Below are 15,375 nucleotides of genomic sequence, written 5' to 3'. Positions count from 1 at the left end.
CAGGCTCACCCGGCGTACGCCCGAAATGGGGGGACCGTCGGATCGGAACACTCCCGGCGCGGGAGGAGGTCGGCTATCCTCAACCACCAAGAGGGATCCGGGCAGAGTCGCCCCCGGGTCCTTTTGTGCTTTCAGGACGCCAGTACGGACGTTCTTGCGATTCGTCGGCCCACCCCCGGCGCGTCGCGGGGACCGCCCCGTCCGTCGCGGCACAACGACGTGCCGCGGCCGGCCGGGACGCCGCCACCCGGCACCGGGCCGCCGCCCGGAGCCGGACCAGACCGGAGGGTTTCGCGGTGATGAACAGGGCAGAAACGGTGCGCCAGGGGTTGCGGGACCCCGGGCGGGTACGCCGTCGCGCCCTGCGCGCCGTCCGCTCCCCCGGCACGCCCCTTGCGCCCGTCCTCCTCTCCTCCCCCTCAGCACGTGCGCCATCCGGCTGTGGCGGCAGCCGTAACGCGACCGCGACGACCCGGAAAGGGGACCACCGGGTATGAGTTCTCTCCTCCTCCTCACCAACGCACTGCAACCCTCGGCCGAGGTACTGCCCGCCCTCGGTCTGCTGCTGCACAACGTCCGGGTGGCCCCCGCCGAGGGCTCGGCCCTGGTGGACACGCCCAGCGCGGACGTCATCCTGGTCGACGGCCGCCGCGACCTGCCGCAGATCCGCAGCCTCTGCCAGCTCCTGCGCTCCACCGGCATCGGCTGTCCGCTGATCCTGGTGGTCACCGAGGGCGGCCTGGCCGCCGTCACCGCCGAATGGGGCATCGACGACGTCCTGCTGGACACCGCCGGCCCGGCCGAGGTCGAGGCGCGGCTGCGGCTCGCGCTCGGCCGCCTCCAGATCGACACCGACGACAGCCCGATGGAGATCCGCAACGGCGACCTCTCGGTCGACGAGGCCACCTACTCCGCGAAGCTCAAGGGCCGGGCGCTCGACCTCACCTTCAAGGAGTTCGAGCTGCTCAAGTACCTCGCCCAGCACCCCGGCCGGGTCTTCACCCGGGCCCAGCTCCTGCAGGAGGTCTGGGGCTACGACTACTTCGGCGGCACCCGGACGGTGGACGTCCACGTCCGGCGGCTGCGCGCCAAGCTCGGCGTGGAGAACGAGCAGCTGATCGGCACCGTGCGCAACGTCGGCTACCGCTTCGTCGTCCCGGAGAAGCCCGAGAAGGGCGAGCGCCCGGAACTGGCGCAGCGCCCCGCCGGCGCGCTGGACGCCTGACCCCGAGCCGGGCGGGCCACACCCTGCCCGGCTTGTCCGGTTCGTCCCGGAGCCGCCCGCCGTTCACCGGCGGCGGCCCCAGGTCGCACTGCCGCCCCGGAGGCCACACGCGTAGACTCCACCCGTGGCCAAAGTGACGCGCGACGATGTAGCCCGACTGGCTGGTACCTCGACCGCGGTCGTCAGCTACGTCATCAACAACGGGCCGCGCCCGGTCGCGCCCGCGACCCGGGAGAAGGTCCTCGCGGCGATCGAGCAGCTCGGCTACCGGCCGAACAGCGTCGCCCAGGCGATGGCCTCCCGGCGGACCAACCTGATCGGCATGGTCGTTCCGGACGCTCGCCAGCCGTTCTTCGCCGAGATGGCGCACGCCGTCGAACGGGCCGCCTCCGAGCGCGGCAAGCTCGTGCTGATCGGCAACTCCGACTACGTGGACGACCGCGAGGTCCACTACGTCCGGGCCTTCCTCGGCATGCGCGTCGCCGGCCTGATCCTGGTCAGCCAGGGCCCCTCGCAGCGGGCCGCCGAGGAGTTCGCCGCGATGGAGGGCGCCAAGGTCGTGCTGCTGCACCGCCGCCCCGAGGCGATCGACGACGTCGCGGTGGTCACCGACGACGTGGGCGGTGCCGAAGCCGTCGTGCGTCACCTGCTGGAGGTGCACGGACACCCGTACGTCGCCTGCTTCGGCGGCCCGGTCGAGTCCCCCGCCCCCGGCGACCCGGTCATCGACCACGTCGAGGGCTGGCAGCGCGCGATGGACGCGCACGGCGTCCCCACCGCGCCGCACCTGATCGACGCGCCCTTCCACCGCTACGGCGCGTACGAGGTCGCCCTCGGCGTGCTGCGCTCGCCGGACCGGCCGCGCGCGGTCTTCTGCTCCACCGACGACCAGGCCATCGGCGTGCTGCGGGCCGCCCGCGAGGTCGGCCTGCGGGTCCCCGAGGACCTCGCGGTGGCCGGCTTCGACGACGTGCCGGAGGCCGCGCTCGCCGACCCGCCGCTGACCACCGTCGCCTCGGACCGCGACGCGATGGCCCGGGCCGCCGTGGACCTGGTGCTGGACGACTCGCTGATGGTGCCCGGCTCGGACACCGAGCGGGTCCGCAAGTTCCCGTCCCGCCTGGTCGTCCGCCGCTCCTGCGGCTGCGACGGCGCCGCGCCCGGCCGCCCCGCGGCGCCGTAGCCGGCCTCCGCACGGCAGCGGACCGAGCGGAGCGGCGGACGGACCGGGTGCGCGAACCGGCGGACGGACCGGCGCGCGAAACGGCGAACGCACGACCGGAAACGGAGACGCCGACTCCGCTCCGCGACCCGCCTGACCAGGCTTTATGAGAACCCAACGGGCTTCTTTCCACCCTCTGAGCCGGTTCTCATCCAGTCCTCATCCACCGGGCGGAGCTTGGTCGGCATGAGCGAACAGCAGTGGCACCCCAGCGAGCAGTACGGCAACCAGGACGGCGGGCAGGCCCGCACCCAGTACGGCGAGCAGCACGGCGAGCAGCACGGCCCGTACGAGCCCCGGGTGATCGAGGGCACCGTGCTCGACGGCGGCGCGGGCAGCGCCGGCCCCGCCGGGTACGCCTACCGCGAGGACCACTCCGGCGGCGGCTTCGACGGGCCGCCGCCTCCCCCGCCCATGCCGCCCGAGCCGCCCACCGTCCTCGGCCCCGGCTCCCCCGACGACGGCGGCGGCCGCGGCAAGCGGGCCCGGCGCGGTCTGCTGCGCGGCCGGCTCGCCCTGGTGACCGCCGTCGCCGCGGTCGCCGCCGTGATCGGCGGGGTCACCGGCGGGGTCGTCGCCGCCGACCGGCAGGCCGGCGACACCCGGGTCGCCACCACCGCCAGCCCGGTCGCAGCCCGCAGCGACGGCAGCGCCAACGTGCCGGCCATCGCCGCCGCCGTCTCGCCCAGCGTCGTCCAGATCACCGTCAAGAACGGCAACGGCACCGCCACCGGCACCGGCGTCGTCCTGGACAAGGACGGCCGGATCCTCACCAACTACCACGTGATCGACACCGCGGCCGACGGCGGCCGGATCACCGTCACCTTCAAGGACGGCTCCACCGCCCAGGCCACCGTCACCGGCACCGACAAGTCCCTCGACATCGCCGTGATCACCGCCACCGGCGCCGGGAACCTCACCCCCGCCGTCCTCGGCGACTCCTCCACCGTGGCCGTCGGCGACCCGGTCGTCGCCATCGGCAACCCCGACGGCCTCACCGGCACCGTCACCTCCGGCATCATCAGCGCCGAGAACCGCGACGTCACCGTCCAGCTCGACGAGGGCAGCACCAGCGGCAACGGCGGCTTCGGCTTCCCCAGCCTGCCCGGCCTGCGCGGCTCCCAGCCCCAGCCGAACAGCGGCAGCACCACCACCTACAAGGCCTTCCAGACCGATGCCGCCCTCAACCCCGGCAACTCCGGCGGCCCGCTGATCAACGCCAACGGCCAGGTCATCGGCATCAACTCGGCGATGTACGCCCCGACCGGCACCAGTTCCACCGCCGGCGGCAGCACGGCCGGCAGCGTCGGCCTCGGCTTCGCCATCCCGATCGACAACATCAAGCAGGTCCTGCCGAAGCTCGAAGCCGGCCAGAACCTGTAGCCCGGAACACCCGGGGCACCGCCCACAGCACGGACAATTGCTCCCAGCAGGCCCTCCACCCGACGAGAAAGGGCAGCCGCCCATGACCCCGTCCGCCGACGACCGCACCCCCGCCGAGCCCGGCCACCCCGCCGCACGGCTCCTCGTGGTCGACGACGAACCCGCCCTCCGGGACGCCCTGGAGAGCAGCCTCGCCTTCGAGGGCTACGAGGTCGCCACCGCCACCGACGGCTACGAAGCGCTGGAGTCCGTCGAACGCGACCGGCCCGACCTCGTCCTGCTGGACATCATGATGCCCCGGATGGACGGCCTCACCGCCGTCCGCCGGATGCGCTCCCGCGGCGACACCGTCCCGGTCCTGATGCTCACCGCCCGCGACGCCGTCGGCGACCGCGTCACCGGCCTCGACGTCGGCGCCGACGACTACCTCGCCAAGCCCTTCGAACTCGACGAACTGCTCGCCCGCGTCCGCGCCCTGCTGCGCCGCAACGCCCTCGCCGCCGAGGCCGCCGCCCGCGCCGCCGCCGAGGACGAGAGCGAGGTGCTGGCCTTCGCCGACCTGCGGATGAACACCGCCACCCGCGAGGTCACCCGGGCCGGCAAGCCGATCGAACTCACCCGCACCGAGTTCATGCTGCTGGAGATGTTCCTCTCCCACCCCCGCCAGGTCCTCACCCGCGAACAGATCCTCAAGGCGGTCTGGGGCTTCGACTTCGAGCCCTCCTCCAACTCCCTGGACGTGTACGTGATGTACCTGCGCCGCAAGACCGAACAGAGCGGCATGCCCCGCCTGATCCAGACCGTACGCGGCGTCGGCTACGCCCTGCGCCCGGCAGCCGGCGCCGGCGCGTGAGCAGCATTCCGCCTCCCCCGCTGGCCCCGCCCCGCAGCCCCGGCCGGCGCCGGCGCCTGGTCCATTGGCTCCGCTCCCGCTCCCTGCGCAGTCGCCTCACCTTCCTGAGCGCGGCGGCGGTGGCGGTGGCCATCGCGCTGTCCGCCCTGGCCTGCTGGTTCATCGTGGAGAAGCAGCTCTACAACCAGGTGCGGCACGACCTCGCGAACTCACCGCTCCCGCCTGTCGTGAAGCTCACCCTCCCGTGTCCGAGCACCCCGGAGGCCGCACTCGAAGCCGCACCGTACGGGGACCAAGCCAACGGTCCGGTTTCCCGGGACACCCAGTACGTGCTGATGAATCCGACCCAGGTCTGCCTGCCGCCGAACGCCACCAGGGGGGTCGTGATCGAATCGAACGACTCCGCGGCACTTCGACTCAGGCCCAATCAGTCGATCATCCGTGACGGCCGGTTCACGAACGGCGACCCCGCCATCGTGCGGCTGTCCGTTGCGCGCGGCCCCGGCGGCCCAGCCGTGGTCATGGTGGCGACCTCCACCCAGCCCATCGAGGACTCCCTCCAGGACCTCGCGATCCTGCTCGGCTCCGTCTCCCTCGGCGGCATCCTCCTCGCCGCCCTCGCCGGCCGGCTGGTCGCCCACTCCGCCCTCAAGCCGGTCGACCAACTCACCGACGCCGTCGAGCACATCGCCCGGACCGAGGAGGTCGGCACCACCATCCCGGTCCACGGGGACGACGAGATCGCCCGCCTCTCCACCTCCTTCAACTCGATGAGCACCGCCCTCGCCAACTCCCGCGAGCGGCAGACCCGGCTGATCGCCGACGCGGGCCACGAGCTGCGGACGCCGCTCACCTCGCTGCGCACCAACGTCGACCTGCTGATCCGCAGCAACGACACCGGCCGGCCGCTCCCCCCGGCCACCAAGACCAAGCTGCTGGGCAACATGAAGGCCCAGATGCAGGAGCTCACGGTGCTGATCGGCGACCTGCTGCAGCTCTCCCGCCCGGACTCCCCCAAGGCGGGCCCGAACCTCACCGTCGTCGCCCTGCACGAGATCGCCGGGCGGGCGGTCGAGCGGGCGAAGCTGCGCGGTCCGGGGCTGGTCTTCGAGACGAGCACCGAGCCCTGGTACGTGCACGGCGACGCGGCCGGGCTGGAACGGGCGGTGATCAACCTGCTGGACAACGCGGTCAAGTACAGCCCGCCGGGCGGCACCATCGACGTCCGGCTGGACCAGGGCGTGCTCACCGTCCGCGACCACGGCCCCGGGATCCCGGCCGAGGAACTCCCGTACGTCTTCGACCGGTTCTGGCGCTCGCCGTCCTCGCGTCAGCTGCCCGGTTCCGGCCTCGGGCTGTCGATCGTCGCGCAGAGCGTCCGGGAGGCGGGCGGCGAGGTCACGCTCGGCCCGGCCACGGACGGCGGTCCGGGCGCGCTGGCGACCGTCCGGCTGCCCGGCGGACCCGCCCCCGCATAGGGAGAGGGGCGGGTGGGGCGCCCCGACAGCGCCCCACCCGCCCCTCGGGGCCGGCTCACGGTCAGTCGATGTCGCTGCCCGGGCCGATGATCTTGATCCGGTCCTGCGCCGGGGCCCGCAGCGGCGCGCCGGCCGAGCTGTGGGCACCCAGGTAGGCCGTGAAGACGTCCAGGTCGGACGCGCCGACGAGCTTGTCGGTGCCGGCCGCGAAGGCCGGGAAGCCGTCGCCGCCGCCGGCCAGGAACTCGTTGGCCGCGACCCGGTACTTGGCGGCCGGGTCGACCGGCGCGCCGTTCAGCCGGATCGAGTCCACGACCACCCGGTCCGCGCCGGTCTTGCGCATGTCCAGGGTGTAGTGCAGGTTCGACGACACCTGCAGCACCTTGGGCGCGGCGCCGTTGGAGCCGCTCACCTGCTGCTGGAGCAGCTGGATCAGCTGGGCACCGGTCAGCGTCTTGACCTGCATCATGTTGGTGAACGGCTGGACGGTGAACGCCTCGCCGTAGGTCACGACGCCGTCGCCCTCGCTGCCGGAGGCCTTGTAGACCAGGTCGGAGCGGATGCCGCCGGGGTTCATGAAGGCGACCTGCGCACCGCCCTTGTCGGCCGGGGCGAGCCCCGCCAGCTGCGCGTCGGCGATCAGGTCACCGAGCGGCTTCTCCAGGTCGCTGCTGCCACGGCCGTTGATGTCCGAACCGATGTAGCCGATCGGACGGTTGGCGATCGGGGCGGCCAGCTTGGCGTAGTGGTCGACCAGCGCCGTCATGTCGGGCGCCTTCTCGACCGTGCGGCGCACCACGTGGTTCTCGGCCTTGACCGAGGGGCGCACGATCTCGCCGGTGGTCTTGTCGAGCTTCATGTCGATCTGGGTGAAGAGCCGGCCGAAGGAGGCGGCACTGGTCACCGAGCGCGGAACGCCGTTGGGGTCGGGGATGCTGCAGGCGTACGCGTTGTGGGTGTGGCCGGTGACGATGGCGCCGACCGCCGGGTCGATCTTCTTCGCGATGTCGACGATCGGGCCGGAGATGCCCTGACCGGCCGCGCCGCAGTCGTAGTTGTAGACGCTGCTGGCCGGGTAGCCGCCCTCGTGGATCAGCGCGACGATCGAGTTGACGCCCTTGGCCTTGAGCTCGGCGGCGTACTTGTTGATCGTGGTGACCTCGTTGGCGAACTTCAGGCCCTTGACGCCCTCGGCGGTCACGATGTTCGGCGTGCCCTCCAGGGTGACGCCGATGAAGCCGACCTTCACGCCCTGGGACTTGGTGATCCAGTACGGGGCGAGCAGCGGCTTGCCGGTCTTCTCGTCGGTGACGTTCGCCGACAGGTAGTTGAAGTTGGCGCCCTTGAAGGTGCGACCGGGCTCGTAGCAGCCGTCGGTCGGGTGGCAGCCGCCCTCCTGCATGCGCAGCAGCTCCTGCGCGCCCTCGTCGAACTCGTGGTTGCCCACCGAGGTGACGTCCAGGCCGAGCTTGTCCATCGCCTCGATGGTCGGCTCGTCGTGGAAGAGCGCGGAGGTGAGCGGGCTGGCGCCGATGATGTCGCCGGCCGCGACGGTGATCGAGTCGTCGGCCGGGATCCGGGCCTTGCGCAGCTCGGTGGCCAGGTACTCGATGCCGCCGGCCGGGGTGGCGACCTCCTTGCCGGTGGCCGGGTCGATCTCCTTGATCGTGCCGGAGGAGCCGGCCGGGGGCTCCAGGTTGCCGTGGAAATCATTGATCGCCAGCAGCTGGAGGTTGACGGTCTTGTGACGCTGGCTGTTGGCGTCGGCGGCCTGGGCGGCCGTCGGCACGACCACCGTGCCGAGCAGACCTGCGGCGGCGACGACGGCGAGCGCCGTCCGTCGGGATCTGACGGTGAGCATGAGGGGTCCCCTGCACCTCGGAGGAGCACCGGCTGTGGACAGCAGCGGCGTACGGGCATGTGTTGCGCCTGTGAAGCCTAGGGTCAACGCGCGTAGCTGTCAGGACGTCGAACGTAACGAGAGGATTACCTCCTGACGAACCGTCGCCGTCCGAGGAGTGCGGAGGCCGCGGAGGAACCGTCGCCGCCCGCGGGGCACGGAGGCTGCGGAGGAACCGCCCTCAGACCCCCGGCTCGGCCGCCAAGTGCCGCTCCGCGCGCACCCGTTCGGCCACCGCGTCCTCGGTCATCGCGCGGTCGGTGTACACCAGCGGCCGCTCGGTCTCGGTGATGATGTGCTTGACCACCTGGACGTTCCCGTTGACGTCCCAGACCGCGATGCCCGGCGAAAGTGTGGGGATGATCTCCACCGCCCACCGCGGCAGGCCCAGCACCCGGCCGGTGGCCCGCGCCTCCTCGGCCTTCTGCATGTAGATCGTCCGGGTGGAGGCCATCTTCAGGATCGCCGACGCCTCCTTGGCCGCCGCGCCGTCCACCACGTCCGACAGGTGGTGCACCACCGCGACGAAGGAGAGCCCGAGTCGGCGTCCGAACTTCAGCAGCCGCTGGAACAGCTGCGCCACGAAGGGGCTGTTGATGATGTGCCAGGCCTCCTCGACCAGGAAGATGCGCTTCTTCCGGTCAGGCCGGATCCAGGTGTGCTCCAGCCACACCCCGACGATCGCCATCAGGATCGGCATCGCGATCGAGTTCCGGTCGATGTGCGAGAGGTCGAAGACGATCAGCGGCGCGTCCAGGTCGATGCCCTCGGTGGTCGACCCGTCGAACATGCCGCGCAGGTCACCGTCGACCAGCCGGTCCAGCACCAGCGCCACGTCCAGGCCCCAGGACTGCACCTCCTCCACCGCCACGCCCAGCGACTCCACCGAGGACAGGTCGGGATTGCGCAGGGTGTCGATGATGTCGTCCAGCACCGGCTGGCGGCTCGTCACCGAGGCCACCACGTGGGCGTGCGCGGCCTTCAGCGCGAACCCGGCCCGCTCCTCCAGGCCGCGCCCCATCGCCACCTCGATGATGGTGCGCAGCAGCGACAGCTGCCCGGTCTGGGTGATCGCCGGGTCCAGCGGGTTGAGCTTGACCCCGCCGTCCCGGGCGGCCATCGGGTCCAGCCGGATCGGCTTGATGCCCAGCGCGTTGGCGATCAGGTTCCACTCGCCGACGCCGTCCTCGCCCTGCGCGTCGAGCACCACGACCTGGCGGTCACGGAACCTCAACTGCCTCAGCACGTAGGTCTTCTCCAGCGCGGACTTGCCGTTGCCGGACTCGCCGAGCACCAGCCAGTGCGGGGCGGGCAGCTGCTGCCCGTACAGCTGGAAGGGGTCGTACACGTACCCCTTGCCGCTGTACACCTCGCGGCCGATGATCACGCCCGAGTCGCCCAGCCCCGGCGCGGCGGTGGGCAGGTAGACCGCCTGCGCCTGGCCGGTGGAGGTGCGCACCGGCAGGCGGGTGGTCTCCACCTTGCCGAACATCAGGCTGGTGAAGGCCTCGGTGAGGTTGCCGAGCGCCATGGGCGGCCTCCTGACGGGTGAGCGGTGGACGGGTAACGGGTGGGCCCGGACGCGGGGCGTACGGGCGCGGGACGTGAGGGCGGGGGCGTACCGGCGGGCTCAGCGGCGGATGCCGGTGGCGAACGGAAGGGTGTTGACGAAGGCCCGGTGGTGCTCCCGGTCGCACCACTCCAGCTTGAGGTAGCTCTTGCCGGCCGAGGCCCGGATGGTCCGCTTGTCGCGGGCCAGGGCGTCGGGGTTGCGCGCGGAGACCGTGATGTAGCCGACCAGGTTCACGCCGGCCGCGCCGGAGGCCAGGTCGTCGCCGCGCTGGTCCACCCGGCCGGTGTGGGCCAGGTCGCGCGGGTCGACCGTCCGGTTCATCTTGGCGGCGCGGCTGGCCTCCGCCTCGTCGTTGGTCTTCTCGGTCAGCATCCGCTCGATCGCGACGTCGGTGGGCTCCAGGTCCATCGTCACCGCGACCGTCCGGATCACGTCCGGGGTGTGCACCAGCAGCGGCGCCAGGAAGTTGACGCCCACCGGGGTGAGCGGCCACTCCTTGATCCACGCGGTGGCGTGGCACCACGGCTCCCGGGTCGCCGACTCGCGGGTCTTCGCCTGCAGATACTGCGGGTCGGTCGCGTCCAGCTCGGCCGGCCAGGCGTTGCGCCGGGACATCGCCTGGATGTGGTCGATCGGGTGGTCCGGGTCGTACATCGAGTGCAGCAGCGAGGAGAGCCGGGCCTGGCCCAGCGGCTGGCGCACCCGGATGTCCGCCTCGGCCAGCCGGGCGCAGATGTCGGTCAGCTCGCGCGCCATCACGGCCGCCAGCCCCTCGTCGTCCCGGGCCCCCCGGCCGGTGGCACCGCGGCCGTCGGCGCTGCGGCCCATCGCGTGCGCCTCGGCGGCCAGGTCCCGGGTGTAGTGCATGCAGGCCACCAGGTACGCCCGGTGCTGCTCCGAGGAGGTCGACACCATCGACTGCAACTGGTCGTACGAGTCCTGCAGCCAGCGCGGCGCGTCGTGGTCCCCGCGGCGCTCCACGTCCTTGGCGTGCGCGTCCGGGTCGGCCGGCAGGGTCCGGGCCAGGATCTGCAGCCGGGTCACGAAGCCGTCCCCGTTGGCGACGTGCTTCAGCAGCGTGCCGAACCGGTCGACCAGCGCCTCCTGGTCCTCCGAGTCGCGCAGCCCGACGCCCGGGCCCTCGATCTCGATCGCGGCCGTCACCGTACGCCGCTCCAGGTGCATCAGCACCCCGACCTCGTCCGGCCCGAACGGCGCGGTCAGCCAGCGCAGCCGCCCCACGCCGGGCGGCGGGCCGACCTCCACCTCCCGGCCGTCCAGCCGGGTGCCGGCGTCCATCACGTCCGAACGCCACACCGCCCGCCCGCTGCGGACCGTCCGGCGGTAGGTGCGGTTGATCTCGATCCACTTGTAGAACGTCCGCTTGCGGTACGGCACGTACACCGCCCCGATGGCGAGCAGCGGCAGGCCGATCAGACCGGCGATCCGCAGCGGCAGGACCGGCATCAGCAGGCCCCAGAGCATCCCGAGGAACGCCCCGAAGATGATCAGCAGGATCTCGCCGGACTCCCGGTTCCGGCCGATCGGCGCGTTCGGGCGGGCCTTGCCGATCAGGTAGGTGCGGCGCTGGTGCACGTACGGCTGGGCGTACTGGGCGCCGTACTGGCCGAGTGGTTCGCTGCTCACTTACCCGTCACCCTCCCTTCGCTGGATTGCTGTCGCGGATCGGAACCGGGGTGGCCTGCGGCGGCCCGGCCTGCGGCGGCGGGGCGGGCGTCCGGCCGGCGTGGGCGGCGATGCCCGGCGCGACCGAGCCGCCGCCCGCACCACCGCCACCACCGGCGCCGCCGGCCTGCCCGCCGCGGTCGCCGTGGGTGGTGATGCCCTGCTTCATCATGTTCGCGGTGCCGTTGATCATCGCCGAACCCGCCTGCACCGCGTTGGCCCTGGCCTGGCGCATGTTCAGGATCTCGTCGCCGAAGCCCGGCACGAAGCGGTAGATCGCGGCACTGGCGAAGATCGACAGGAACAGGATCGCCAGCCCCGACAGCACCCGGGCGAAGTCGTCACTGGCCCCGGCCCCGGTCGCGACCGCGCCCGCCAGGCCCAGGATGACCACGATGATCGGCTTCGCCAGGTCCACCGCCAGCATCACCCCGGCCCACCGGCGCACGTGCTTCCACAGCTGCTTGTCCACCAGCCCCGCGTACACCGCCGTCCCCAGCAGCGCGCCCACGTACAGCATCGCCGCCCGGATCAGCAGCTCGATCCAGAGCACCGCCGCCGCCAGCACCGCCACCAGCGACACCAGCACCAGGATCAGCGGGCCGCCGCCGACGTTGCCCTTCTCCAGCGTGTCCGCGAACCCGCTCAGGTACGAGCCGGTGTCCGTCTTCGTCCCGACCGTGATCGCCTTGGTCAGCCCGTCCGTCACGCTCACCACGGTGTACAGGATCAGCGGCGTGAACGCGGACGCCACCACGGTCAGCCACAGGAAGCCGATCGCCTCCGAGAACGCCGTCGTCAACGGCGCCCCGCGCACCGCCCGCTTCGTCACCGCCAGCAGCCACAGCACCAGCGTGATCACCGTCGACACCGCGAACACCACGGCGTACTGCTGCAGGAACGACGCGTTGGTGAAGTCCACCTGCGTCGTCCCGTCGATCGCCCCCGACAGGTTCCGCACCACCCACGCCGCGGCCTGCGCACAACTCTTCGCGAGCGCCCCGAGCGGATCGGCGACGGCCCCGACGGCGCCGCCACCCGGAAGCGAGCCACCGCCGGGCGGAGCGCAGTAGACATCGTTCCCGGGCAACGGGACTCCCGGGCAACTCGTGTTGTTCGCCCCGGAACTGGGAGTGGGCGAAGGCTCCGCCAGCGCACGCTGGGCTGTCGCCGCAACCGTGACGGCGCCCAACAGCGCCACCCCCGTCACGCGGCCCAGGGCCCGCCGGACGAGGCCCGGGTTACCGTCAGCGGGCATAGCGGAAGCCTCCGAACTGCTCGACGGCACCTGTGATCTCCTCGGCGGTCGCGGCCTGCTGGTCCGGCGGGACGGGGGCCGGACCCGACACTCGACTGAAGTCGGTGAGCTTCCAGTCCGTCCCGGTCCATCGCAGGCTGAGGTTCAGCGTGAACCACTCCTGGGACACCGGTTTGACCGAACGCTCACCGGCGAGCCCGAACAGTCCGGTGCACCACACGTCGATCTTGACGCTGTCCGCGGTGTAGCCGTTGCTCTTGGTTCCCACCGGGATCGTCCGGCTGACGAAGGTCTGCCCCTTGGGCGGCCGCCCCTGGGCATCGACCCCGAATCTGGCTGCCGTCTCGGGTGAGAACCCCTGGTCCAGCCGGCTCTGCAGGGTCGGCGCCGCGGCCGGGTCGGCGATGGTGGCGACGATGGTGTGGCGGCTGTCGGTGCGGAACATGTCCGCGGAGCCGATCGCCACCGCATAGTTGGCGGCGGCCGACTGGGCGCCCTGGTCGCTGTGCGGGAAGCCGGCCGCGATGCCGTTGACGGTGGTGCCGACGGGCTGGTCGCCGCTCGGGGCGGGGCCGGCACCGGAGGGCGCGCTGGGGGCGGCACGGTCGGCGGAGCCGCTGCCGGTGCCGCCGCTGCCGGGGGCGGGCTTGCCGCGGTTCGCGATGGCGATGGCCACGACGAGGAGGGTGACCACCACGAGGACGGTCAGCAGGGTGCGCAGCGGCCGGGACTGACGGAGGCTCGGCGGCGGGGAGGGCTGTTCGCCGACCGGCAGCCGCGTACGGGTGTGCGGCTGGTCGTCGAACGACGGCACGGCGGCCCTCCTGGTGCGGGGAGCCGGGGGCGGCTCCGGGGGCCCTCCACCCGGGGGCGGGCGCGGACGGAGGGTGGGACGGGGTGAACTCCTGGCAGGCCGGCCGCTGGAGGGGTCCGGATGGGGGACCTAACCTCGGACGGGCCGGACTACCGCTGTCCGATCGTCAGATCGCCATGCCGTAGACAATGGTGAACAGGGTGCCGAGTGATCCGATGATGAACACGCCGGTCAGTCCGGCGACGATCAGTCCCTTGCCCTGTTCGGCTCCGAAGCTGTCCCGCATCGCGGTCGCACCGATCCGCTGTTTGGCCGCGCCCCAGACCGCGAGGCCGAGGCAGACGAGGATGGCGACGGCCATGATGACCTCGACCATCACCCGGGCCTCCGACCCGAGGCTCGCGAACGGCCCCCAGTCGGGGGCGATTCCGCCGATGATGGTGTCGATACTCGGCTTCTTGGGGGGGTCCTCGGCCAGGTGGCCGACCGCATAACTGTGCACGCTGCTCAGGTTCATTTCCATCTCACCGCCCGATCAGGCAAATTCAAGGGCCCGGACCCCGCCCGCGCGAAGGGTCGGTGCCTATTCTTGGCCAGATCTGATGTCGACTTGGCTACTTCTCGCGGATTGGTCGTGAGGCATCGGACACGTACGCGAGGATGTCCACCGTACGAAGGATAGCGCTCACTCCTTGTATCTCTGATGATTGCGGTGAGCAACGCCTTCCGGGACACTTCGACTGACGGATCGTCGGGATGGTGCTGATGGTACTCCGGAAGGCCGGTACGGCCGCCGCCGCTGCGGGAGTTGTTGCGTTCGGGTTCATCGGGCTGGTGACGATGGGGACTTATGCGGCAAGTGGGACGCCGCAGCAGTCAGCGAATCGCTCCGCCCTCTCGCCCGGAACCGTTCCTGCGGCGTACCAGGAGGCGATCCAGAAGTGGGGCGCCCTGTGTCCGGAGATCTCTCCGCCGATGCTCGCGGCACAGCTGTACCAGGAAAGCGGATTCGATCCCAAGGCCCGCTCCGGTGTCGGGGCGCAGGGAATGGCGCAGTTCATGCCGGGCACCTGGGCGACGTACGGGACGGATGCGGACGGGGACGGCCGGAAGGACGTCTGGGACCCGTACGACGCGATCGCCTCGGCGGCGGTCTACGACTGCGCGCTCGCCAAGGACGTCTCGGGCGTCCCGGGCGACCCGCAGGCCAACATGCTGGCCGCCTACAACGCGGGCCCGTACGCGGTGACGAGCAACCGGGGCATCCCGCCGTACAAGGAGACCCAGGGGTACGTGCGGAGCATCCAGGCGATGGCCCGCAGCTTCACCGCGCCGACCGCGCCGCTGGAGGTGTCCGCGCAGTCGGCGGCGGCGATCTACTTCGCGCAGACCAAGCTCGGCACCCCGTACCTGTGGGGCGGTGAGGGCCTGCCCTCGCAGAACGGGCGGTTCGACTGCTCGGGCCTGACCCAGGCCGCGTACGCCAGCGTGGGCATCACCCTGCCCCGGGTGGCCAACGACCAGTGGTACGCGGGGCCGCACCCGTCGCGCGATCAGCTGCGTCCGGGAGACCTGGTGTTCTGGGCGACGGACCTGAGCGATCCGCGGAGCATCCACCACGTCGGGATCTACGTCGGCGGCGGGTACATGATCAACGCGCCGCACACCGGCGCGGTGATCCGCTACGACAAGATCGACACCAAGGAGTACATCGGCGCGACCCGGGTCACCTCGGACGGCGCCCAGGCGCTGCCGAGCCGGAACAACGACGGCGCGGTCAAAGCCCCGAGCCGGCCCGGTTCGACGACGCCGACGAGCCCCGCGGGCACCCAGACGGGCGCCCCGGCCGGTACCCAGGCCGGTGCCCCGGGCAGCGCCCCGGCGGCACCCGCCCGGCCCGCCGTGGCGGCCCCGCCCGCGCCGACCGGGCCGAGCCCCACCGGGGCGGGCCGGTAGGCCGGGCAGAGGCGGGGCACGGGCGGG

General features: G+C 72.0%; 12 protein-coding genes. 6 read left to right on the top strand and 6 right to left on the bottom strand.

All coding sequences use genetic code 11. The annotated features are described in order from the left end of the window. The first annotated feature begins 493 nt into the window (after positions 1 to 493). The 5 genes from AB0Q99_RS27045 to AB0Q99_RS27025 all read left to right on the top strand — a co-directional run bounded on the left by AB0Q99_RS27045 (position 494) and on the right by AB0Q99_RS27025 (position 6,161). Complete coding sequence (locus AB0Q99_RS27045) at positions 494 to 1,225, top strand: response regulator transcription factor (protein WP_363576016.1); 732 nt, start codon at positions 494 to 496, stop codon at positions 1,223 to 1,225. Between the two features lie 124 nt (positions 1,226 to 1,349). Further along, positions 1,350 to 2,408 (top strand): LacI family DNA-binding transcriptional regulator, encoded by a 1,059-nt coding sequence (locus AB0Q99_RS27040; protein WP_363576014.1) that lies wholly within the window; start codon positions 1,350 to 1,352, stop codon positions 2,406 to 2,408. A 225-nt stretch (positions 2,409 to 2,633) separates the two neighbouring features. Next, a complete protein-coding gene (locus AB0Q99_RS27035; protein ID WP_363576012.1) occupies positions 2,634 to 3,830 on the top strand; it encodes a trypsin-like peptidase domain-containing protein in 1,197 nt (398 codons plus the stop codon). Between the two features lie 82 nt (positions 3,831 to 3,912). Further along, a complete protein-coding gene (locus AB0Q99_RS27030; protein WP_363576010.1) occupies positions 3,913 to 4,683 on the top strand; it encodes a response regulator transcription factor in 771 nt (256 codons plus the stop codon). Continuing rightward, positions 4,680 to 6,161 carry a HAMP domain-containing sensor histidine kinase gene (locus AB0Q99_RS27025; protein ID WP_363576008.1) on the top strand — a complete coding sequence of 494 codons (1,482 nt, stop codon included), beginning with the start codon at positions 4,680 to 4,682 and terminating at the stop codon, positions 6,159 to 6,161. The genes AB0Q99_RS27030 and AB0Q99_RS27025 overlap by 4 nt, the downstream gene beginning before the upstream one ends. A 61-nt stretch (positions 6,162 to 6,222) precedes the next feature. On the opposite strand, the gene AB0Q99_RS27020 is transcribed toward AB0Q99_RS27025, so the two are convergent. The 6 genes from AB0Q99_RS27020 to AB0Q99_RS26995 form a co-directional block, all read right to left on the bottom strand. Next, positions 6,223 to 8,022, bottom strand: a complete 1,800-nt coding sequence (locus AB0Q99_RS27020; RefSeq protein WP_363576006.1) for a bifunctional metallophosphatase/5'-nucleotidase — start codon at positions 8,020 to 8,022, stop codon at positions 6,223 to 6,225. Positions 8,023 to 8,242: 220 nt separating this feature from the next. Further along, positions 8,243 to 9,592 (bottom strand): ATP-binding protein, encoded by a 1,350-nt coding sequence (locus AB0Q99_RS27015; protein ID WP_363576005.1) that lies wholly within the window; start codon positions 9,590 to 9,592, stop codon positions 8,243 to 8,245. Between the two features lie 99 nt (positions 9,593 to 9,691). After that, the gene (locus tag AB0Q99_RS27010; protein WP_363576003.1) at positions 9,692 to 11,281 is read right to left on the bottom strand and encodes an SCO6880 family protein; all 1,590 of its coding nucleotides are present in this window, start codon (positions 11,279 to 11,281) and stop codon (positions 9,692 to 9,694) included. Between the two features lie 7 nt (positions 11,282 to 11,288). Continuing rightward, complete coding sequence (locus tag AB0Q99_RS27005) at positions 11,289 to 12,410, bottom strand: hypothetical protein (RefSeq protein ID WP_363576001.1); 1,122 nt, start codon at positions 12,408 to 12,410, stop codon at positions 11,289 to 11,291. Between the two features lie 157 nt (positions 12,411 to 12,567). Further along, entirely contained in the window at positions 12,568 to 13,392 is an 825-nt protein-coding gene (locus AB0Q99_RS27000; protein ID WP_363575999.1) for a hypothetical protein, read from the bottom strand. Positions 13,393 to 13,558: 166 nt separating this feature from the next. Further along, positions 13,559 to 13,915: a hypothetical protein gene (locus AB0Q99_RS26995; RefSeq protein ID WP_363575997.1), complete on the bottom strand. Its 357-nt coding sequence runs from the start codon at positions 13,913 to 13,915 to the stop codon at positions 13,559 to 13,561. 242 nt (positions 13,916 to 14,157) lie between these two features. Here AB0Q99_RS26995 and AB0Q99_RS26990 point away from each other — a divergent pair, with 242 nt between their 5' ends. Beyond that, positions 14,158 to 15,348 carry a bifunctional lytic transglycosylase/C40 family peptidase gene (locus AB0Q99_RS26990; protein WP_363576119.1) on the top strand — a complete coding sequence of 397 codons (1,191 nt, stop codon included), beginning with the start codon at positions 14,158 to 14,160 and terminating at the stop codon, positions 15,346 to 15,348. Positions 15,349 to 15,375 lie beyond the last annotated feature (27 nt).

It is taken from the genome of Kitasatospora sp. NPDC086791 (assembly GCF_040685975.1).
Taxonomy (GTDB): Bacteria; Actinomycetota; Actinomycetes; order Streptomycetales; family Streptomycetaceae; genus Kitasatospora.
Note: the sequence above shows the minus strand (reverse complement) of the source record. Positions and strands in the feature narration are given on the sequence as shown.